The sequence below is a fragment of the Bradyrhizobium sp. WSM3983 genome (assembly GCF_000473045.1).
In the GTDB taxonomy this organism is placed as follows: Bacteria; Pseudomonadota; Alphaproteobacteria; order Rhizobiales; family Xanthobacteraceae; genus Bradyrhizobium.
In genome coordinates, this window is sequence record NZ_AXAY01000014.1 from 1 (window position 1) to 19,722 (window position 19,722).

Annotated in this window: 20 protein-coding genes; 12 read left to right on the forward strand and 8 right to left on the reverse strand. The window is 62.2% G+C overall.

All coding sequences use genetic code 11. From position 1 onward, the window contains the following. Nucleotides 1-208: 208 nt before the first annotated feature. The 5 genes from YUA_RS0120390 to YUA_RS0120410 form a co-directional block, all read right to left on the reverse strand. A complete protein-coding gene (locus YUA_RS0120390) occupies nucleotides 209-1,123 on the reverse strand; it encodes a nucleotidyl transferase AbiEii/AbiGii toxin family protein (protein WP_027532375.1) in 915 nt (304 codons plus the stop codon). Next, nucleotides 1,110-1,961, reverse strand: a complete 852-nt coding sequence (locus YUA_RS0120395) for a type IV toxin-antitoxin system AbiEi family antitoxin domain-containing protein (RefSeq protein ID WP_027532376.1) — start codon at nucleotides 1,959-1,961, stop codon at nucleotides 1,110-1,112. The genes YUA_RS0120390 and YUA_RS0120395 overlap by 14 nt, the downstream gene beginning before the upstream one ends. A 469-nt stretch (nucleotides 1,962-2,430) precedes the next feature. Then, nucleotides 2,431-3,285, reverse strand: a complete 855-nt coding sequence (locus tag YUA_RS0120400; protein ID WP_245285207.1) for an alpha/beta fold hydrolase — start codon at nucleotides 3,283-3,285, stop codon at nucleotides 2,431-2,433. Nucleotides 3,286-3,330: 45 nt separating this feature from the next. Continuing rightward, nucleotides 3,331-4,269 (reverse strand): MFS transporter, encoded by a 939-nt coding sequence (locus YUA_RS44500; protein WP_198029465.1) that lies wholly within the window; start codon nucleotides 4,267-4,269, stop codon nucleotides 3,331-3,333. 332 nt (nucleotides 4,270-4,601) lie between these two features. Next, nucleotides 4,602-5,858, reverse strand: a complete 1,257-nt coding sequence (locus tag YUA_RS0120410) for a glycosyltransferase (RefSeq protein ID WP_027532378.1) — start codon at nucleotides 5,856-5,858, stop codon at nucleotides 4,602-4,604. A gap of 574 nt (nucleotides 5,859-6,432) precedes the next feature. On the opposite strand from YUA_RS0120410, the gene YUA_RS0120415 reads away from it, so the two are divergent. The 3 genes from YUA_RS0120415 (at nucleotide 6,433) to YUA_RS0120425 (ending at nucleotide 7,880) form a co-directional block, all read left to right on the forward strand. Then, nucleotides 6,433-6,873, forward strand: a complete 441-nt coding sequence (locus tag YUA_RS0120415) for a YbgC/FadM family acyl-CoA thioesterase (RefSeq protein ID WP_027532379.1) — start codon at nucleotides 6,433-6,435, stop codon at nucleotides 6,871-6,873. A 47-nt stretch (nucleotides 6,874-6,920) separates the two neighbouring features. Continuing rightward, nucleotides 6,921-7,334, forward strand: a complete 414-nt coding sequence (locus YUA_RS0120420) for a YbgC/FadM family acyl-CoA thioesterase (RefSeq protein WP_051383292.1) — start codon at nucleotides 6,921-6,923, stop codon at nucleotides 7,332-7,334. Nucleotides 7,335-7,412: 78 nt separating this feature from the next. Further along, a complete protein-coding gene (locus tag YUA_RS0120425) occupies nucleotides 7,413-7,880 on the forward strand; it encodes a nuclear transport factor 2 family protein (protein WP_027532381.1) in 468 nt (155 codons plus the stop codon). Between the two features lie 112 nt (nucleotides 7,881-7,992). Here the strand turns inward: YUA_RS0120425 and YUA_RS0120430 are convergent, their stop codons facing one another. Next, the gene (locus tag YUA_RS0120430) at nucleotides 7,993-8,712 is read right to left on the reverse strand and encodes a type 1 glutamine amidotransferase (protein ID WP_027532382.1); all 720 of its coding nucleotides are present in this window, start codon (nucleotides 8,710-8,712) and stop codon (nucleotides 7,993-7,995) included. A 28-nt stretch (nucleotides 8,713-8,740) separates the two neighbouring features. Continuing rightward, nucleotides 8,741-9,667: a LysR family transcriptional regulator gene (locus tag YUA_RS0120435; RefSeq protein WP_027532383.1), complete on the reverse strand. Its 927-nt coding sequence runs from the start codon at nucleotides 9,665-9,667 to the stop codon at nucleotides 8,741-8,743. Between the two features lie 151 nt (nucleotides 9,668-9,818). On the opposite strand from YUA_RS0120435, the gene YUA_RS0120440 reads away from it, so the two are divergent. From YUA_RS0120440 to YUA_RS0120480, 9 genes are read left to right on the forward strand one after another with little or no spacing between them, the layout of a single operon-like run. Beyond that, a complete protein-coding gene (locus YUA_RS0120440) occupies nucleotides 9,819-10,775 on the forward strand; it encodes an N-carbamoyl-D-amino-acid hydrolase (RefSeq protein WP_084292748.1) in 957 nt (318 codons plus the stop codon). 57 nt (nucleotides 10,776-10,832) lie between these two features. Then, complete coding sequence (locus tag YUA_RS0120445) at nucleotides 10,833-11,660, forward strand: ABC transporter substrate-binding protein (RefSeq protein ID WP_027532385.1); 828 nt, start codon at nucleotides 10,833-10,835, stop codon at nucleotides 11,658-11,660. Then, nucleotides 11,657-12,514: an amino acid ABC transporter permease gene (locus YUA_RS0120450; RefSeq protein WP_027532386.1), complete on the forward strand. Its 858-nt coding sequence runs from the start codon at nucleotides 11,657-11,659 to the stop codon at nucleotides 12,512-12,514. Before YUA_RS0120445 ends, YUA_RS0120450 begins: the two co-directional genes overlap by 4 nt. Next, nucleotides 12,511-13,275, forward strand: a complete 765-nt coding sequence (locus YUA_RS0120455; protein WP_027532387.1) for an amino acid ABC transporter ATP-binding protein — start codon at nucleotides 12,511-12,513, stop codon at nucleotides 13,273-13,275. The genes YUA_RS0120450 and YUA_RS0120455 overlap by 4 nt, the downstream gene beginning before the upstream one ends. A 27-nt stretch (nucleotides 13,276-13,302) precedes the next feature. After that, nucleotides 13,303-14,118, forward strand: coding sequence for an ABC transporter substrate-binding protein (locus tag YUA_RS0120460; RefSeq protein ID WP_027532388.1), 816 nt, complete (start codon nucleotides 13,303-13,305; stop codon nucleotides 14,116-14,118). Then, a complete protein-coding gene (locus YUA_RS0120465) occupies nucleotides 14,105-14,989 on the forward strand; it encodes a polysaccharide deacetylase (protein ID WP_027532389.1) in 885 nt (294 codons plus the stop codon). The genes YUA_RS0120460 and YUA_RS0120465 overlap by 14 nt, the downstream gene beginning before the upstream one ends. An 8-nt stretch (nucleotides 14,990-14,997) precedes the next feature. Beyond that, nucleotides 14,998-15,654, forward strand: a complete 657-nt coding sequence (locus YUA_RS0120470) for an aspartate/glutamate racemase family protein (RefSeq protein ID WP_027532390.1) — start codon at nucleotides 14,998-15,000, stop codon at nucleotides 15,652-15,654. 28 nt (nucleotides 15,655-15,682) lie between these two features. Further along, nucleotides 15,683-17,266, forward strand: a complete 1,584-nt coding sequence (locus tag YUA_RS0120475) for an ABC transporter substrate-binding protein (protein ID WP_027532391.1) — start codon at nucleotides 15,683-15,685, stop codon at nucleotides 17,264-17,266. Beyond that, nucleotides 17,263-18,636: an amidohydrolase family protein gene (locus tag YUA_RS0120480; RefSeq protein ID WP_027532392.1), complete on the forward strand. Its 1,374-nt coding sequence runs from the start codon at nucleotides 17,263-17,265 to the stop codon at nucleotides 18,634-18,636. The genes YUA_RS0120475 and YUA_RS0120480 overlap by 4 nt, the downstream gene beginning before the upstream one ends. Here the strand turns inward: YUA_RS0120480 and YUA_RS0120485 are convergent. Then, the gene (locus YUA_RS0120485; RefSeq protein ID WP_027532393.1) at nucleotides 18,633-19,532 is read right to left on the reverse strand and encodes a LysR substrate-binding domain-containing protein; all 900 of its coding nucleotides are present in this window, start codon (nucleotides 19,530-19,532) and stop codon (nucleotides 18,633-18,635) included. The two genes, YUA_RS0120480 and YUA_RS0120485, sit on opposite strands and share 4 nt — an antisense overlap. Nucleotides 19,533-19,722 lie beyond the last annotated feature (190 nt).

The following is a 19,722-nucleotide window of genomic DNA, read 5'->3' on the forward strand; positions in this document are numbered from 1 at the left end:
GTTTGTCGCAGGCGGAAGAGCGCAGCGCATTCCCAAGACGCTGCGGCTTGCTATGGAAGCGCATAGATAAAATCTGCTCCTCGTTCACGCCCTGATCGTCCATCGACCCATACGATGAAGGCTCCCGCTTTATCCTTTAGCGACCGAGCCTACTCCACAGCCCTACTGCATGCCCGTCTGCTTACGNCCCNAATGCACCACGATGCAGTCACTTAAGCACTGCGATCAACTGAGACACGAGCTTTTCGCGATCTGCGGCACGCAGCTTATCAAGATTGATCTGCTTCCATCGGACTGCGGGAAGCTCTGCCGCTCCATCGACGCCCAACAGAGCCCAATCTGGCTTCCCGAGCTTGAATCCGATCAGAAATTCCCGATGCTTCTTCGGCATCTTTCCAGATACCTCGGCGATCAAGTCCTCCCGGGCCTTCAATAGCTCGTTTAGCGAGACTGGATCTGAGGTCATACCCTCGAAGCCGTGCTCGAATTCCTGGCGGATATCCTTTCGCCGCGGCACCACAACTTCGGAAATGGGCCGGTCATGGCTGATGAGATAGACGATAAAAGCGCGCCTCAGGTCGTCGCTGATGCCCTCATTCGCCAGAAGATCGCGGATGTCAAAAAGATCGCGAGGATGTTGGCGGTCAAGGGCGGCGACGATTTTTCCTGCGTAAAGGTCGGAAAACGAGACGACTTGTGTCTCCGCAAAACCAAAGGTCTCCTCGACGTTCGGACGTACGGATCGCATTTCGGGATCGAAGACGCAGCCGCGAAGAACGGGAATGACTTCGATCTTGATCTGAGCGTCAGCCCTTTGAAGTGTCAGCTTGGTAACGATGCCTTCCGCGCGGTTCAGGACCTCATTCACCTTGACGCCCGGAATTCCCTTGCCAATGGCGACAGCCATTCTTTTCATGCCCGCATCGATCGCGGCCAGTGATTCCGTCCGGCCGGCGACAGGCAGATAGGTCAGGTCGATATCGACTGACAAACGCGGCATATCACGCACGAACAGATTAATCGCGGTGCCGCCTTTGAGGGCAAAATCCCGTTCCGCCGCAACGAATGGCAAGGTCTCGATCAGCAGCGCGACCTGATGCCGATAGCGTTCAGACAGGGGCACTGAGATCCTCCGGCACGGTGATCAAATATTTCGAATCGAGCCTTCCGCCTTTCACCAGCATGCGCTTTCCCTTCCCCAGATCGACCTGGTCGCGGTCTATCTGCTTCAGCCATGAATGGTTGTGGCGGTCAGCGAACCAGAAGAACAACCTTTTGACTTTCACGCTTCGGCAATCGTCTAGCAGTTTTTGCAGCTTGCGGGGACTGAGGTTGCGCAAGCCCTCAACAAGCATGTCAGCCTGGTGGAAGCTCTCGCTATTCGGCAGCTCGTCGAGCAGTTCAAGCAACGCACGCTCGGGCGATGAGACGATCAGCGGCCATTCGCCCTCGCCCGATATCTGCTTGAATGGGCCTGCCTGGAATTCATCTGCGGCTGCGCCGGTATTGTTCTGGACATTCCAGGCGAAGTTCTTGAGCCCCTTCGTCACCGGATCGGCCTTGAAGAGCGTTGTGCTCTTGCGGAATGTGAAGCGCTCTTTGAGCGGAAGCTTGAAGAGCCATCCGGGCGGGGCATCGGGACCGTACAGATAAACGACGGTCGGCCCTTCAGCCCGGAGGTAGTGCGAAAAGCCTTGAAGTTCGAGCGCGGTTCGCCCTCCGACGATCAGGGGGCGCTCAAGCAGCGTCTGAAGCGATATGACGGCCTTCTGCCATGTCAGGGTGCCAAGCGGACGCTTGAAGGTCCCACGCGTCGGCTGAACCAGCCAGCCAGCCGAGACGTACTGGCTGCGCAAACCGGTCGAATAGCCATGCTTCGTCATCCACCTGGCATCGACCAATAGGCCATCCGGGAGGGTATGTTCGAGGAAGTTTAGCTTTCGTTCGAAAGGCTCAGTCATGCTTAGTAATATGGCATAATTTCAAACCAAGGCAAGTTTATAGATTTGCAAATTTGCTAAGCCTGACTATGCAGAAACTCGTAATAAAACCTAGCTCGTCGGGCCACCGCCATCACATTTCGATCTCCAATGCGCAGCCATGGGTGAAGCGAAGCGGAAAAGGGAAGCGGTCTTAAACGGGCCGTGTCCCATGCGGCTCGCTTGCTATGCAAGGGTATAGATTAAATCGGCTCCTCATTCACGCCCAGCCGTCCAGCGACCAATGCAAGCAACCCGTTGGACTTCTGTTGCGACATCGACATCCAGGCTCTACCTCTGGGGCTGCGACTTCACATCAACTTCGATGGCGCGGCTTGAACTTGTATGATGCCAACTTTGCGTCTCGGGCACCGCATCTACCGGAACGGATCGTCATTCCGTTGCCAGGCAAAACCGCTTCACATGGCCGGATCTGCTCAAGGCTTCCGCGTCAGTCTCGGCACCGGTGGAGGCCGACGGTTAGGAAGCGATCGAGCATAGCATTGACCTGATCTGCAACCTCGATCGTGTTGTAATGTCCGGCGAGCATCGTCTTCGCTATGACCAGCTGTGGACAGATCTCCTGGAGCCGATCGAGATCGCGCGCCATGTTCACCAGCGGAACATCGGCCGAAATATAAGCCATGGGAATCCAGCAGGCCTCTGCAGCCGGGACCGGATCATAGTTCAGGATAGCGTTCCGCATCATTGAATGAGCCACATGCTGTGGCGTTCTCTCGCAGGGCGGAAGTACATAGGTTTCGTAGATCATCTTTCGTCGGGCAGGACCTTCGAAATCGCAGCCAAGCTCCCATGCGTTCGCCTTTAAGACCGCCAGATAGTCGGGCCCGCCGATACCTTCCAGAAGCGCTCGAACTCCGGGAGATTCGCGCAAGATCGGGGGCGGCATGACAATCGTATCGATCATCACCATGCCTGAGGCCAGATCCGGATAACGGCCGCACAGTTCGAGCGCGATCCGGCCTCCCATGCTGTGGCCAATCACAACCGGCTTGTGCAGTTCCAGTTGAGCGCATTGCCAGGCGATGTCGTCCGCAAATCCTGCCATGGTGTAGTCTTGCTGGGGTGCATCGCTGGAGCCGTGACCGCGAAGATTGACGGCCACGACGCGACGGCTTTGAGAGAAGTGGGCGATCTGGGGCGTGAAGATGCCGTGGTCACCTGTCCAGCCATTGACAAGGAGCAGCGGAGGGAGTTGCGCGGCTACAGGTCCGGCCTCAACATGTGCCAAACGTACACCGTCGCGGCTCAACAGAATGGGCCTCAACTTGTGATAAGAGATCACGGTCGCGTTCCTCCCGAGCTGGGCTTGCCTTCCGTGGACTTCGGCTCAGCCTTCGGCCGGAAGAACGATGCCCACGCAAGCCGCCCCCGACAACAAGCAGAAAGCAAACATCACTACCGCCATCGAAAATACGGAATGCCCGTCGATTGCGCTGGACGAGGCGGCGCCGATCATTTGCACGAAAGTTCTTGCGGCACTGATGGACCCCATGATTTCCGGTATCTGCCGCAGTGCCTCCTTCGTGGCATACGGCGAGATCAAGCCGAACGACAATGCGACACCGACCATCACCAACACCACGACAACAGCCGATTTGCCTCCTATCAGAAGTAGAGATGTGGCCAGGATAGTCGAGAGTGCGAGCTCCACCTTAATCACTTGCGCGAGCGATAGCCCCCGACCGCTGAGTTTGCTGCTGCCCCGAGCGCCGGCCATGACCCACAGCGAACTTGCTCCGAAGATCACACCATATTCATACGGCTTGAGACACAGAGTATCGATGAAGAACAGGGATGAGCCGGTGAAATAAGCAAACATGGATCCAATAGCCGCTGCATTGCAAACGATGTTGCCCACGCAGACGGGATGCCGCTGAATCCGAAGATAGTTCCGGACGATCGGCGTAGGGCCGAGCCTAGCGTACGGATCAATCTTTGCGCTCTCGCTCATGCCGGACATTGCAATAAGCAACATCAGCCCTCCTGCGATTGGCACGAGGTAGATAGCCCGCCAGCTACTGAGGGCGAGGAGCGCTGCGCCGACGGTTGGTGCAATCATCGGGACGATGTAGATTGCCAAAATCACGTTGGCCATCTTTGCGCCTCCGGCCTCGCCGTCGAAGATGTTCCCGACAATTGCAAAGGCAGCAATTGCAGTAGCGGAAGCATCGGCTCCCTCGACAGCGAAATGGACAAGATGAAGCCCAAGCTTGCGATGCCAACAAGTGCACAGCCAAACAAAACGATCGGGTTGCGGCCGACGCAATCCGATATCGGCCCATAAGCGAGAGGGGGCGCTCCCAAGCTCATGAGATAAACGCTCGTCGCCAAACCCAGTTCGGCCGAGGTCGTTCCGAGATCGTCTCTCGTCGCCGAAAGGCTTGGGAGGGGCGCGTCAATGCCAAACGTCGGCAAGGAAGCCATAAGACCATGTAACAAGGTGAAGGCGAATGAATCGGGATAAATGCGCAAGGCATCCTTCTCTTTGATCGGCGATTGCGCCAGCCGGCGCGTGGAGATGTTTTCACCAGCAAGAGGCAATTCATCGAGCAGTAGCCGTTTCGTTGATCGTTTGGCCGGTCCGCAATGGACCCAAATTCATGAGTGGCTACGTCGCTGACGTCCGACAGCGGCGAGAAGCTCCATCTCGTTGACAAGACCAGATGTATCGATATCGGCCTTAATAGCCTCGCCAAGCTTCCGGGCCGCGACTTTGAATTGCGGTTCCGTGATCAGCCGGTTTATGGCTGCCGCAATATCCGGTTCAGAAGCCGTCGGCCCCAATCGAAGTCCGACCCCCTTCGCCTCGACGCGCGCAGCGTTGGCCAACTGGTCTCGCGCCATTGGCAGAACGAGTTGCGGCAAAGCGTTGATCAGTGAACGGGTGACGGTGCCGTGGCCCCCTTGTGATATGACCATGGAAACGTCCCTCATGATGGAGTCATGGGGAGCACCGCGCACCAAACGCACGTTCTGCGGAGCTCGAAAGTCGGCCACGTCCAGACTCGGACCTGTTGTAAACACAGCGTCGATGTCAACCTTTCCGACGGCGTCGATGACACGCTGAAACAGATCGCGCTGGTTCTGCGCGCCCGTGCTACAGGCGATCAGCGCGCGAGAACGATCAGGCTGCCCGCGCCATGGAGCCTGCCACGACTTGGACCAATTCGGCACATCGAGCAACGGTCCAATATAGCGAAAGTTGTCCGGAAGAGAGGTGGCTTCAAAGTCAAAGGCCCGACTGGTCGCGAGCAGAACTCGGTCAGCCCGGTCGAACAGATCCATAACGTCAGGAAGAACGGGAAGTCCGCAATCAACGCGGGCCCGATTGAGGATAGGAAGAGACGCATTCATCGCGCCATCGAGAGCGGCACAGGCTGCTGCCACCTCGGCGTGCTCCTCTGGCGTTTTCGGCTGGCCCAATCCAGACGTAGCTGGCGGCATTCCCGGCAGGATCCGAAGGCTGACGTGAGGCGAAAGAAACGCGAAAGGTACACCGGACGCTTCCGCCCCAAGTGCCGCTCCGAACAGAAAATCGAGGCTAAGGACGGCATCCGCTGGTAAGCGGCCAATTTCGTCCCGAATATCTGTCGCGTAAGCAGAGCAAGGCTCAAAGACGACCCTGCGCATCCGATCTTGCAGGTTCGAGACATCTGTTGGATCCGCAGCCTTCCCGATTGGGGCGCTTCGCCATGATACGAACTCGAAATCGGCGGCGTCGACTTCTGCACGCATGGCGGGGTCCGCAATGACCCGAACATGGTGACCATGCCCGCGCAACCGCCGGGCCGCGGTGAGCAGCGGACTGAGGTTTCCCAACGTGCCCCACGAGGCGAGGAGAAAACGGTAAGACATCACGGAAGTTCAACTCCTTCGCTTCAAAGAAGGCGGCGCTGTCGCCACTTGCTAAGATAGGCTGCGCGCGTGCGCGGACCTAAGAGGGCCGCAACGTGCCACGCGACCACCCAGTGCGGCGCACGCCTCACCCACATAGGTGACCCCGCGTTACGGGCGGCTCGCCGCCCAAGCGCTTCCACGGACTGATTAACCGCCACGATGCACCACTACGGGCCCTCTTGGCTTTGTGAGATCTTCGATCTGCCTTGACTCCGATCTGTTTCGGCTTGCCATCAAGCGAAGTGACGTGGGCTCTCGAAAAGCATGCTGACTGAATGCGTCACGAGGATGCCCGCGCTTCATTCGTTCGAAGACATGAATCTCTCAATGCTCACGTGGCGTTGCACTCAAATGTGAGTTGCCAATGAGTAATCGACGCGCCTGCGGGGGTGTGGCTTTTGGCAACATTTTTCAAGCCTACAACGTAACGCAACGTGAGGTTCAAGCTGTTTTTGTTGACTCCCAGAACCTCATTCGATTTCTGCCGCGAGCGAGGTGCATGCTCCCGAAGTGCGATAGGAGGAATCTTCCTGTGACAGGCTCTCTTGATGGCGAAATTCGCGACGGTCGTCATCAAATGCGCGTCCGCGTTTATTTCGAAGACACTGACTCCGGCCAGATTGTTTATCACGCCAATTTTTTGCGCTTCATGGAACGCGGCAGAACAAATTACTTGCGTTTGCTCGGAATGAATCAGCAGGAGTTTCTGAAAGAAGCGCGGGGAGATGTGCCGGGCTTTGCCTTCGTTGTCCGTTCAATGACTATCGACTTTCTAAAGCCGGCAATCTTAGATGACCTGCTTGAGGTTATCACGGTTCCAGAAGACGTGAGGGGCGCGTCGATTATGCTGCTGCAGGAATGCAGGCGTGGAGACGATCTTTTAGTCACGGCCCGCGTGCGCCTCGCCTTTATCTCAGGCGGAAAGGCGCAACGTATCCCGAAGGCGCTGCGGCTCGCCATGGAAGGGGCGTAGAAAAATCTACGCTTATTCACGCTGTCGCCCTCCAGCGCCCCAACGGAATCAAGCAGTTAATATCCTGTTGCGATATCGTCAAACCAGAGTTTTCAGGCATCGTCTATCACGCCAATTATCTGCGCTACATGGAGCGCGGGCGCACCAATCATCTGCGGTTGATGGGGGCGGAGCAGCAGGCGCTGTTCGAGCAGCCCGAGACTGAAGGCGCCGGCTTTGCTTTCGTTGTGCGCTCAATGCATCTGGATTTTCTCAGGCCTGCACGGATGGACGACGTGCTCGACATCGTGACCTGGCCGGTCGCGGTGAAGGGCGCCTCCATCATGCTGGCGCAGGAGGTGCGGCGTGGTGAGGACGTACTGGTCAAGGCCGAGGTGCGCGTCGCCTTCATCAGCGGCGGCCGGGCGCAACCGATCCCGAAATCGATCCGCAGACTGATGAAGGCCGATCTGATTTCGTGATCGCCCGATAGGCAAAGGCCTATCGACTCCGGCACGTGCGGCGATAAATTGCCGCTCCTGCTAACCGATGAGGCCATCATGTCGCGCCCGCCGCTTCCGCCCTTCACCCGAGAGACCGCTGCGCAGAAGGCGCGCATGGCCGAGGACGCCTGGAATTCGCGCGATCCGGTGCGTGTTTCGCTCGCCTACACCGAGGACAGCCGCTGGCGCAATCGCGCGGAAGTGTTTCAGGGCCGCGAGGCCATCATCGCGTTCCTCACCCGCAAATGGGAGAAGGAGCATGCCTACCGCCTGATCAAGGACCTCTGGGCCTTCGACGAGAACCGCATCGCGGTGCGCTTCCAGTACGAATGGCACGACGCGGCCGGCCAGTGGTATCGCTCCTACGGCAACGAGCAGTGGGAGTTCGACGAGCACGGCCTGATGCGGCGGCGCGAGGCCTCGATCAACGACATCGCGATTGCCGAGAAGGATCGCCGGTTTCACTGGGCCGCGCCGGGGCCGCGGCCGGCCGATGTGCCGGGGCTGGGAACGGATCCGTTCTGACTAACTCTCACCCCTCATGGTGAGGAGCCACGAAGCGGCGTCTCGAACCATGCAGGCCCCCGCTGCCGCCTCTAGGCCTCGATCCTTCGAGACGCGCGCAAAAGCGCGCTCCTCAAGATGAGGGGATGGATTTGCGCGCTAGAAATCTCGTAATCGCCCCACCGAGCTTGGCGTGGTCCATCGGCTGCGCCAGCGACGCCCTTGCCGTTGCGACGACATCCTCCGGTGCCTTGCCGTCGCGCAGCTCGCAGCACACTTGCGCAAACTCCACATCGAACTCCGGATGCGGCTGCACCGTCAGCGTTGCGCCGTTGGCGTAGAGCAGGCCGGCATGGGGCGTGAACTCGGACGAGAGGATCGTCAGCGCATCATCGGGCGCCTCGATCACCTGGTCCTGATGCGAGCAGGCGATCGCGACCGCTTCGCCGTCGACGACGCCGTTCTCCGGCAGCACCTGATAGATGTGCCGGCCGATGCCCCAGCCCTTGTCCGACTTGCGCACGGTGCCGCCCAAGGCCTGCGCGATCAGCTGATGGCCGAAGCAGACGCCGACCATCGGCGTCTTGTTGGCATAGGCGGTGCGCACGAAATCTTCCAGCGGCGCGATCCAGTCGAGACCGTCATAGACGCCGGCGGCCGCGCCAGTGATCAGCACGGCCTCGAGCTTGCCGGGATCGGGCAGCGCATCGCCATTGGGGATGCTGACCACGTCAACCGTGGCTGTCGGATCCTCGGCGCGCACCATGCGCTCGAACATGTCGGGAAAGGAGCCGTGCTGCTCGCGATACTTTTGCGGAACCAGTCCGGTCTCGATGATGGTGATGCGTGCCATGTGCCCCTCAGGTCAAAGCTTGCGAAGCTCAGTCGCTTCCTGCCCCATGTTGCTGGTGTGGCGCTGTGCGCTCCAACAGCGCGCTCTCCTTGCGGATTTCGCCGAGAAAGGCCTTGGCCAGACGCGACAGCGGCTCCGCCTCCGACCATAGCATGTAGGCGACCGCGCGCGTCGTCGGCGTGAACGGCCGCACGGCGAGACCGTGGCCGCCGTTCTGGCGTGGCGAGAAGGGATCGACCACGGCGGCGCCGACGCCGGCTGCTGCGAGCACGCAGGCCGTGTTGCAATAGCGCACCTCGACCGTCGGCTGGAACGGCGCGCCCGCGCGGGCAAAACTGTCGCGCACGGCCTCTCCGAGCCGGGTGCCGCGTTCGAGCCCGATAAAGGGCAGGCCGGACAGATCCGCGGCAGAGATCACCGGTCTGTCGGCGAGCGGGTGCTGCGGCGGCAGGACGCAGACCATCTCGCCGGTGTGCACCACCTCATGCGCGATGCCGGGATGATGCGTCAGCCCAAGCGCGAAGCCGAGCTCGGCGACGCGGCTCAGCACGCCCTCGATGATGCCTTCATAACGGCGGACGTCGAAGAACACCCGTGTCTCCGGGCGCCGGCGCAGGAAGCCTGATAGCGCGGAGGGAATGATGCTGTAGGCGAGCGGCGGCGTCGCCACGATAGCAAGATGCCCTGAGCGGTTCTCACGGAGGTCGCGCACGCGGTTCTCGAGTTTTGCGTGCAGCGCGAAGATCGCCTCGCTCTCCTTGTAGAGCGCCATCGCTTCCGCGGTCGGAAACAGCCGGTTGTTGACGCGCTCGAACAGCGCAAAGCCCGCCTGCGCCTCCATCGTCTTCAGCGCGTTGCTGACCGCGGGCTGCGACAGTGCCAGCTCGTCGGCCGCCGCCACCGTGGTGCGGTGGCGGATGACGGCACGCAGGATCTCGAGCTGGCGCAGGTTCATATCACTGCCGATTATACTCAGGGCCAAAACATCATAGCACGATGAATTGCTTTTGCAGCCCTCCGTGCGCCTAATGGTCGCGGATTTGCATGCTGGATCAAAGGGTTCATTCGCCCATTGAGGCAGCATTGCGCACACATTGGAGGCAATCTTGGTTCGTGTCCTTCGCGCCGCCGCCGCCCAGATGGGGCCGACGCAAAGAGCCGATACGCGTGAGCATACGCTATCGCGGATGCTTGCCATGCTGGAGGAAGCGGCGAGCCGCGGCGCCAGCCTCGTGGTGTTTCCCGAGCTCGCCTTCACCACCTTCTTTCCGCGCTGGCTGCTCGAAGACGAAGCGCTCGACGGATATTTCGAGCACGGCATGCCGAACCCCGCCGTGGCAAAGCTGTTCGATCGCGCGCGGGCGCTGCGCGTCGGCTTCTATGTCGGCTATGCCGAGCAGACCGCCGAAGGCCGCCGCTACAATTGTGCGATCCTGGTCGATCGCGACGGCGAGATTCTCGGCCGCTATCGCAAGGTGCATCTGCCGGGCTCGGTCGAGCCGCGCGAGGGCGCGCGCTATCAGCAGCTCGAGAAGCGCTATTTCGAATATGGCGACCTCGGCTTTCCCGCCTTCCGTGCCGGCTCGGCCTGGGCGCATGCGATCATGGGCATGATGATCTGCAACGATCGCCGCTGGCCGGAATCCTGGCGGGTGCTCGGGCTGCAGGGCGTCGAGCTCGTCTGCATCGGCTACAATTCTGCGGCCTATGATCCCAATGGCGGCGCCACCGAAGACGCCTCGCTGCGCACCTTCCACTCGACGCTGGTGACGCAGGCCAACGCCTATATGAATGCGACCTGGGCGATCTCGGTCGCCAAGGCCGGCGACGAGGACGGCTCGGGCCTGATCGGCGGCTCCTGCATCGTCGATCCCAATGGCCGCATCGTCGCGCAGGCCGCGACCCTGACCGACGAGGTGATCGTCGCCGACATCGATCTCGACCTCTGCCGTCAGGGCAAGGACAAGATGTTCAATTTCGCCGCCCACCGGCGGCCGGAGCAATACCGGGTGATCACCGAACGCGCCGGCGTCATCGAGCCGGCGGTGCTCGACGCGGATTGACTTTGGCACGGCGCTGGCAATGGATCGGTAAAGCAAAGGGTTGGCAAAGGAGCTGACATGACACGCCTCTCGCATTTCCTTGGGCTTGCAGCCCTGGCTGCCGTGACCTCAGTGCAGGCCGCCGAGCTTCCGGCGGAGATCAAGCAGGCGGGCACGCTGAAGCTCACGGTCAATTCCACCTACGCGCCGATGGAATATCGCGATCCCGCCAGCAACGAGCTGGTCGGGCTCGACATCGATCTCGCAAACGAGCTCGCCAAGCGGCTTGGCGGCCTCAAGATCGTCTGGAGCGAGACACCGTTCGCCGAGCTGATCCCCTCGCTCCAGACCAAACGCGCCGATTTCATCATCTCTGGCATCTCCGATCGCGCCTCGCGGCGCGAGAGCGCCGATTTCGTCGATTACCTCACGACCGGCCCGCAGTTCTTCGTGATGGCGGAGAGCGAGGCGAAGGCCGCGACTGACCTTTGCGGCAAGAAGGTCGGCACCACCCGGAGCACCAGCTTCCCGGTCGAGATCGAGAAGTGGAGCAAGCAGAATTGCGAGGCGGGCGGCAAGCCAGCCATTCAATACGTGCCGGGCGAGAACTCGATCGACGTCCGCAACCAGCTCAAGCAGGGCCGCATCGACGCCGCCGTGCAGGGCAGCGAGACGCTGCCTTATGCGCAAACGCAGGAGCCCGGCAAGTACCGCGTCGTCGGCGAGTCCTTTGCGAAAGGCTATCAGGGCATCATGTTCCGCAAGGACGATGCGGCGCTCCGTGAAGTCGTGACGGAAAAGCTCACGGCGATGATTGCCGACGGGTCCTACAAAGCGGTTCTCGACAAATGGGGCCTGGGTACGAATGCAGTCACGCAGCCCATGCTGAACGCGGCGCCGCAATGAAGCCGGCGCCGGCACTCGCCGAAGGTTTTCCCGATCTGTCGGGGATGCGGATCGCGCGCGAGCCGCACTGGTTTCGCTGGCTGAGCGCGGCCCTGATCGTCCTCGTGCTGGCGGCGATCGCGCGTGCCTTCGCCAATGGCCAGATCGAATGGTCCTATGTCAGCCGCTTCATCGCCGCAAAGGTCATTCTCGAAGGCATCGTCAACACCATGGTGATGGCGGTGCTGGCGATGGCGCTCGGCATCTTTCTCGGTATTGTCGTCGCCATCATGCGGCTGTCGCCCAATCCCGTGCTGAAGACGGTGGCGGCCGGCTACACCTGGCTGTTCCGCGGCACGCCCCTGATCCTGCAGCTGCTGCTGTGGTTCAACCTCGCGCTGGTGTTTCCGACCATTGGCATTCCCGGCCTGTGGAGCGCGCGCGCCGTCGAAATCATGACGCCGTTCCTTGCGGCGCTGCTCGGGCTCGGCATCAACCAGGGCGCCTATACGTCCGAGGTGATGCGCGCCGGCATGCTGTCGGTCGATATCGGGCAATATGAGGCGGCGCAGGCGATCGGCATGGGACGGCTACGCGCGCTGCGCCGGATCATTTTGCCGCAGGCGATGCGCGTGGTGATCCCGCCGCTCGGCAACGAGTTCATCGGCATGGTGAAGGCGACCTCGCTTGCGAGCGTCATCCAATATCCGGAAGTGCTGCACAACGCCGAGAACATCTATTACGCCAACTCCCGGGTGATTGAGCTGCTGATCGTCGCCGGGCTCTGGTACCTGCTCGTCGTCTCGATCCTGACGCCGCTCCAGATGCTGCTCGAACGCCGTTTTGCACGCGGCACATTGCGGTTTGCGCGATGACAAAGCCCCTCGTCGCCATCCGCTTCGTAGCCAAGAATTTTGGAGAGTTCCAGGCTCTCAAAAACGTCTCGCTCGACGTCTGGCCCGGCGAGGTGATGTGTCTGATCGGCGCCTCCGGCTCGGGCAAGACCACGCTGCTTCGCTGCATCAATCAGCTCGCCGTCATCGATAGCGGCGGCATCTGGCTCGACGGCGAGCTGTTGGGTGTGCGCGAGCAAGGTGGGCGACTGCATCGCCTCAGCGAAAGCGAGATCGGGCGGCAGCGGCTGAAGACCGGCATGGTGTTCCAGCGCTTCAACCTGTTTCCGCACAAGACCGCGCTGGAAAACATCGCCGAAGGCCCGCTCCAGGTTCAGGGCCGCAAAGCCGGCGAGGTGCGCACCGAGGCGCTCGAGCTGCTGCGACGCGTCGGCTTGTCGACCAAGGCCAATTCGTATCCCGCGCAGCTCTCCGGCGGTCAACAACAACGCGTCGCGATCGCGCGGGCGCTCGCAATGAAGCCGATGCTGATGCTGTTCGACGAGCCGACCAGCGCGCTCGACCCGGAGCTGGTCGGCGAGGTGCTTGCGGTGATGAAGGAGCTGGCGAAGAGCGGCATGACCATGATGGTGGTGACGCACGAGCTTGGCTTTGCCCGCGAGGTCGCCGACCGCGTCGTCTACATGGACCAGGGCGCGATCGTCGAGCAGGGCCACGCCTCGGACGTGCTGGGCGCGCCGCGCGAGGAGCGGACCAAGGCATTTCTTTCGGCAGTGATCTGAGCACTAATGGAAATTGGGGGCGAGTTGATGAAGAGAGTTTTGGTTGCGACGGCGCTTTTGGGAGCCATGACCGTTGCGGCACCAGCGATCGAGCTGCCCGCGGAGATCGCCAAGCGTGGCAGCATCAAGGTGGGGCTAGTGCCGAACTATCCGCCGATGGAGTTCCGCGATCCCGCCACCAACGCGCTGTCTGGCTTCGACATCGATCTCGGCGAGGCGATCGGGCGCAAGCTCGGCGTCAAGATCGACTGGCAGGAGACGAGCTTCGCTGAGTTCATGCCATCGATTTCGACCGGCCGTGTCGATGCGATTCTCTCCGGCTTCACCGATTATGCGAGCCGGCACGAGACCGCGTCTTTCGTCGATTATCTCAAGAGCGGCCCGAACTTCTTCGTGCAGCAGTCGCGCGCGGCCGAGTTCAATGACATGGCCGCGCTCTGCGGCAAGAAGGTCGGCGCCAGCCGCCGCACCAAGTTTCCGGGCGAGATCGCGACCTGGAGCGAGAAGAACTGCGGCAGCACTCCGATCGTCTTCGTCGGCACCGACGGCTCGGCCGATGCCCGTACCCAGCTCAAGCAGGGCCGCATCGATGCCGCCGTGCAGGGCAACGAGACGCTGCCCTACATCATGGACCTCGAGCCCGGCGCCTATGCACCGGTCGGTACGCCCATCTCGCAGCAATTCACCGGCATCGCGCTGCCGGTCAAGGAAAAGGCGCTTGCGCAGGCCATGCTCGAGGCGGTCGACGCCCTGATCGCCGACGGTAGCTATCGTACCCTGCTTGCCAAGTGGAAATTGACAGACAACGCACTCGAAAAGGCGACCATCAATGCTGGACAGTAAGGCACTCCAGAGCATCCCGCTCACCCCAGCCAACACCGCGGACCCAGCGCCGGAATATTCCTGGCCGAAGCCGTACAATTCGGCGATGTTCCTGTCCTTCGATGTCGACGCGGAGAGCGCCTGGACCAGCAAGGACGCGGTGCACGCGCAGCGGCTCATCACCATGAGCTATGGCGGTTACGAGGCGCGGGTCGGCACGCCGAAGCTTCTGGAGCTGCTCGACCAGCTCGATCTCAAGGCGACCTTCTTCGTCACGGGCTGGTCGGTCGATGCGCATCCGGCGATGGCCGAATCCATCCTCAGGGCGGGTCACGAGATCGGCCATCACGGCTATCATCATCTGCTGCCCGATCCCGGCGATCCCTGGATCGAGGACGAGCTGGAGCGCGGTTTCGAGGCGCTGAAGCGCCGGCTCGGCGTCAAGCCGACCGGCTATCGTGCGCCCTATGGCGAGTTCACCGAGGAGCTTCGTGTCGCGCTGGTGCGTCACGGCATCGTCTATACGTCCTCGTTCCGCGACGATGTGCGGCCCTATCGCCATCGCCTCGCTGACGGCAAGCCCGGCACGATCGAGCTGCCGGTGACCGCGAGCTATGACGACTGGATGCACGGCCTCTCTGCGCGGTTCAGCCCGCGCTCGATCTTTCCCAAGGAGCATGTGCTCTCGATGTGGAAGGACGAGCTCGACGAAGTCCGCGACTGGGGTGCGATGGTGACGACGGTGCTGCATCCGCAATGCAGCGGCCGTCCGATGCGGCTGCGCCTGCTGCGCGAATTCCTGACCTACGCAAAATCGTGCCCGGACGTCTGGATCACCACCGGCGAGAAGATCGCGGAAAACTTCCTGCGCCACGAGGCGGCCAACCGTTGAGCCATGCCATGACCCGTCGCCGTATCCTCGTCATCAACCCCAACTCCTCGGCGTCGGTGACGGCGGCGATCGACGACGCAGTCGCGCCGCTGCGCATCGCAGGCGGGCCTGACATCGAGGTGGTTGGCCTCGCCGAAGGGCCGCCCGGCATCAGCTCGCAGCGCGATGCCGACAGCGTCGTGATGCCGCTGGTCAATCGCGTGTCGCGCGACGACGCGGACGCTTTCGTACTCGCCTGCTTCAGTGATCCCGGCCTGCATGCGGTGCGAGAGGCGGCCGGCGGCCGTCCCGTGATGGGCATCGCCGAATGCGGCGTCTTTCGCGCGCTGATGTTGGGGGAGCGTTTTGGCGTCATCGCGCTGTCGCCGTCGAGCATCCGCCGTCAGCAGCGCATGGTGCGGGTGATGGGTGTCGATAGCCGCTACGCCGGAAGCTGGTCGGTTGGCGCGAGCGCGGCCGAGACGGCGGGCGCGGATATTCGGGGCCGCTTGATCGAGGCCGGCCGCGCATTGGTGACGCAGTGCCGCGCCGATGTCGTGGTGATGGGCTGTGCCGGCATGGCCTCGCACCGCGCAGCGATTGCGGATGCGATCGGCGTGCCCGTGGTCGAGCCGGCGCAGCAGGCGGTTGCCGCTGCGATCGACGCGGTCTTGTTGAATACGTAAAGGTCGATCTCTTCAGGAGCCTCTTGTAATGCCCATCTCCCGCCGCTCGCTCCTCAAGGCCGCAGCAACAGTACCGGCTCTCTCACTGCCGGGCATCGTCCGCGCTGAATCCCAGACCACGCTGCGTTTCATCCCTGTCATCGACCTCGCCTTCGTCGATCCCATCTATTCGACCGCGCAGGTGTCGCGAAACCACGGTTTTATGGTCTACGACACGCTTTACGGCATGAGCTCCTCGCTCCAGGTCTCGCCGCAGATGCTGTCGGGCCAGGCCATCTCCGGTGACCAACTGCAGTGGGATCTCAGCTTGCGCGACGGCCTGTTCTGGCATGACGGCGAGCGCGTGCTGGCGCGTGACTGCGTCGCCAGCATTCGCCGCTGGGCGGCGCGCGACGGCTTTGGCGGTGAGCTGATGGAGACGACCGCTGAATTGTCGGCGGCGGACGACCGCACCATCCGCTTCCGGCTCAAGCGTCCGTTCCCGCTGCTGCCGCAGGCGCTCGGCAAGGCCGCCATCAATGCCTGCTTCATGATGCCGGAGCGGCTGGCGAGCCAGGACCCGTTCAAGCCGCTGACCGAAGTCATCGGCAGCGGTCCGTTCCGCTATCTCGCCGACGAGCGCGTGCAGGGCGCCCGCAATGCCTACGCAAAATTCGAGCGCTACCAGCCGCGCACCGACGGCAAGCCGGATTGGACTGCGGGGCCGAAGATCGTGCATTATGATCGCGTGGTCTGGACCACCACGCCCGACGCCGGCACCGGCGTTGCCGCGCTGCAGACCGGCGAGCAGGACTGGCAGGAGACCACGCCGCACGATCTGTTGCCGATCATCAAGGCCGCCGGCGACATCGAGACGCGGATTCTCGATCCCCGTGGCTACGCCTGCATGCTGCGCCTCAATCATCTGCAGCCGCCGTTCGATAATCCTGCCGTCCGCCGTGCGCTGCTCGGCGCGATTGACCAGTCCGCTTTCATGACTGCGGTCGCCGGCACTGAGCCAGCGTTTCAGGTGTCGCCGATCGGCTTCTTCGCGCCGGGAACGGCGATGGCGAGCGATGTTGGCCTTGACGTGTTCCGCGGTCCGCGCAACTACGACAAGGTCAAGGCCGACCTGAAATCCGCCGGCTACAATGGCGAGAAGATCGTGGTGCTCGTTCCCACCAATTCGCTGGCGCAGAAGCCGCTCGGTGAAATAGCCGTCGACTCGCTGCGCAAGGCCGGCATGAACGTCGAATATGCCGGGCTCGATTTCGCCGTCGTGTTGCAGCGCCAGCTCAAGAAAGACCCGATCGGGCAGGGCGGCTGGAGTGCTGCGGTCGGCAATTGGCAGGGCATCGACTGGCTCAACCCGGCCGGCAATACCAACATCCGCGGCGAAGGCAAGGTCGCCGGCTGGTATGCGAGCGAGAAGATGGAGCCCTTGCGCAGCCAATGGCTGGCGGCGTCGGAGCTCGCGGAGCAGCAGCGCATCTGCCGCGAGATCCAGGCAGTCGCCTTCGAGGAAATCCCCTATATTCCGATCGGCCTGTACAAGCAGCCGACCGCCTATCGCAAAGACATTACCGGTATTCTCGACGGCACCGCCGTCTTCTGGAACGTACGCCCCGCATGAGCACCACAGCGATTTTCGGCAGCTATGTGCTGTCACGCAAGGACGGCGCGCAGGATGTGCTGCGCGATCATTGGGTCTTGGTCGAAGGCAAGACAATCGCCGCGGTCATGCGCGACAGACCGCGCGCGGACGAGGTCTACGACCGTCCCGGCCGCTTCGTCCTGCCTGGCCTGTTGAACCTGCATAATCACTGCTTTTCGGAAGCGGTGGCGCGCAGTCACAGCGAGGACGGCAATGGCCGCCGCAACAACCAGAGCATCGTCTACACGGTGCTGCTGCCGCTGACCAAGCGCGGTGCGGATATTCTGTCGGCCGAGGAGCGCATGGCTGTGGCGCGGCTCGGCATTCTTCAGCTCCTCAAGGGCGGCGCCACCACGGTGATGGAGCCGTTCCGCAATTCGATCCCCGAAATGTTTGATGCGGCCGAAGAGATGGGCATTCGTTTCCACGGCGCGCCCTATCTGTTCTCGACGTCGGACGCCAAGGCCGGCGCCGATGGCGTGGTCCGCTACTCCGGTGATGACGGCACCGCCGACATGGCGACATGGGATGCGCTCTATCAGCGCTGGAACAATCGCGGCGATGGCCGCATCAGCCTTGCCATGAGCCCGCATGCCACCGACACCTGCGGCCCCGATTTGCTGAAGGCCTGCGCCACGCGGGCGCGCGAGCTCGGCGTGCCCATCACGACGCACATGGCGCAGAGCCGCGCCGAGGTCGAGACCATCGGCAAGCGCTATGGCGGTCGCACGCCGGCGGAGTATCTGGACTGGCTCGGCTTGCTTGCGCCCGATCTCATGGCGGCACACTGCATGTTCAGCAGCGACAACGATCTCAAGCTGATGGCCGCGCGCGGCATGACCGTGCTGAATTGCCCGCGCGTATTCGCGCGCGCGGGCGTCACCGCGGCGTTCAGTCGGTTCGCCGAGCACGGCGTGCGCACGGTGGTCGGTACCGATGGCTACAACATGGATCTGCTCGGCGAGCTCAATGCGGCGTCGCTGATCTCCAAGGTGACCTCGCAACGCGCCGATGTCGCGAACTCACCCGAGCTGATCGAGGCGAACACGGTGGTCGCCGCCGACGTCATCAAGCGGCCGGACCTCGGCCGGATCGTGCCCGGCGCCACCGCCGATCTCACCGTCGTCGATCTCACCCATCCACATCTTCAGCCGCTGTTCGATCCGCGCCGCGCGCTGATCGCGCTCGCCAACCGCGCCAACATCGACCAGGTCATGGTCGACGGCCGCGTGCTGGTCGATGCCGGCCGCTATCTCGGTGCGGATGAAGCCGCGATCACGGCGGCAGGCACGGCCGCGATCGGCAAGATCTGGGACTTGCCGGAGGCGCAGGCCGCGTTCAACGGCTAGTTATCGAATTCGGCGAGCGACTTGCGCATGGTCTCGACGAGATCGAGTGCAACCGGCGAGGGGCTGCGCTGCGCGGGAAATACGGCGGAGAATTCAAAGTCGATGCGCGGCAGGAAGCGGCGCACGACGACGCCGCGCGTGGAGAATTCCTGCGCGGTGAAGGGATCGCAGATCGCGACGCCAAGCCCCGACGACACCATGCCGCACATGATCTCGGACAGCGCGGTCTCCACCCGCAGCACACGGCGAACGTCGTGACGATGGAAGACCTGGTCCACGAGGTGACGGCTCGACGATCCCGCCGACAGTGAGATGAACGTCTCGCCCTCGAAATCGCGTGGCTCCAGAACTTCCTTTTCCGCAAGGCGATGACCTGTCGGCAGCACCGCGACGCGCGCGGGCGCCGGCAACTTCTGGCTCGGCAGGCCGGAATGCGCGATCGGCACTTCGGCAAACCCGACGTCGCACTGATTGTTCAGCACCCAGTCGACCACGATCGGCGAGATCACGCCGAAGAAGGCGAGGTTGAGATTGGGTCGCTCCTTCAGGAAGTGACCGGTGAGCCGCGGCAGATAGCCGTTCGACAGCGCCGGCAGTGCCGCGATCCGCAGCGAGCCAGTGCGGCGGCCGCGGATCTCCTCCGCGGCGGCGGTGATGCGTTCGAGGCCGACGAAGGAACGCTCCACTTCGGTATAGAGCGCCATCGCCGCTGCGGTTGGCACAAGGCCAGTGCCGCGCCGCTCGAACAGCTCCATTTTCAACAGCGCCTGGAGGTCGCGCAGCAACCGGCTGACCGCTGGTTGCGTGACGGTCATCAGCGCCGCGGCCTCGGTCACGCTGCCGGTCAGCATCGTCGCGCGGAAGGCCTCCACCTGCCGCGAATTGATCCGCGCCATCCAAAATTCCATTCATAACATTTCAGCATGCAGAGGGTGCCATTATTCATTGGACGATGGAAGCCAGGGTTTGCGATCTTTTTCATCAGAGCTGGAGGCAGCCCGCTTTTTCGGCAGATTGGAGGGGTTCAAACCTCCGGATCGGGCCCAAACCGCCGAGCGGGGGCCGGAGCCCTGATCGGAGAGGGTT

Coding starts and splice junctions, on each gene's coding strand:
- YUA_RS0120395 (WP_027532376.1), bottom strand. CDS start 1,961: ATGACTGAGCCTTTCGAACGAAAGCTAAACTTCCTCGAACATACCCTC.
- YUA_RS0120485 (WP_027532393.1), bottom strand. CDS start 19,532: ATGGCGCGGATCAATTCGCGGCAGGTGGAGGCCTTCCGCGCGACGATG.
- YUA_RS0120435 (WP_027532383.1), bottom strand. CDS start 9,667: ATGAACCTGCGCCAGCTCGAGATCCTGCGTGCCGTCATCCGCCACCGC.
- YUA_RS0120455 (WP_027532387.1), top strand. CDS start 12,511: ATGACAAAGCCCCTCGTCGCCATCCGCTTCGTAGCCAAGAATTTTGGA.
- YUA_RS0120465 (WP_027532389.1), top strand. CDS start 14,105: ATGCTGGACAGTAAGGCACTCCAGAGCATCCCGCTCACCCCAGCCAAC.
- YUA_RS0120430 (WP_027532382.1), bottom strand. CDS start 8,712: ATGGCACGCATCACCATCATCGAGACCGGACTGGTTCCGCAAAAGTAT.
- YUA_RS0120425 (WP_027532381.1), top strand. CDS start 7,413: ATGTCGCGCCCGCCGCTTCCGCCCTTCACCCGAGAGACCGCTGCGCAG.
- YUA_RS0120450 (WP_027532386.1), top strand. CDS start 11,657: ATGAAGCCGGCGCCGGCACTCGCCGAAGGTTTTCCCGATCTGTCGGGG.
- YUA_RS0120475 (WP_027532391.1), top strand. CDS start 15,683: ATGCCCATCTCCCGCCGCTCGCTCCTCAAGGCCGCAGCAACAGTACCG.
- YUA_RS0120445 (WP_027532385.1), top strand. CDS start 10,833: ATGACACGCCTCTCGCATTTCCTTGGGCTTGCAGCCCTGGCTGCCGTG.
- YUA_RS0120410 (WP_027532378.1), bottom strand. CDS start 5,858: ATGTCTTACCGTTTTCTCCTCGCCTCGTGGGGCACGTTGGGAAACCTC.
- YUA_RS0120460 (WP_027532388.1), top strand. CDS start 13,303: ATGAAGAGAGTTTTGGTTGCGACGGCGCTTTTGGGAGCCATGACCGTT.
- YUA_RS0120470 (WP_027532390.1), top strand. CDS start 14,998: ATGACCCGTCGCCGTATCCTCGTCATCAACCCCAACTCCTCGGCGTCG.
- YUA_RS0120480 (WP_027532392.1), top strand. CDS start 17,263: ATGAGCACCACAGCGATTTTCGGCAGCTATGTGCTGTCACGCAAGGAC.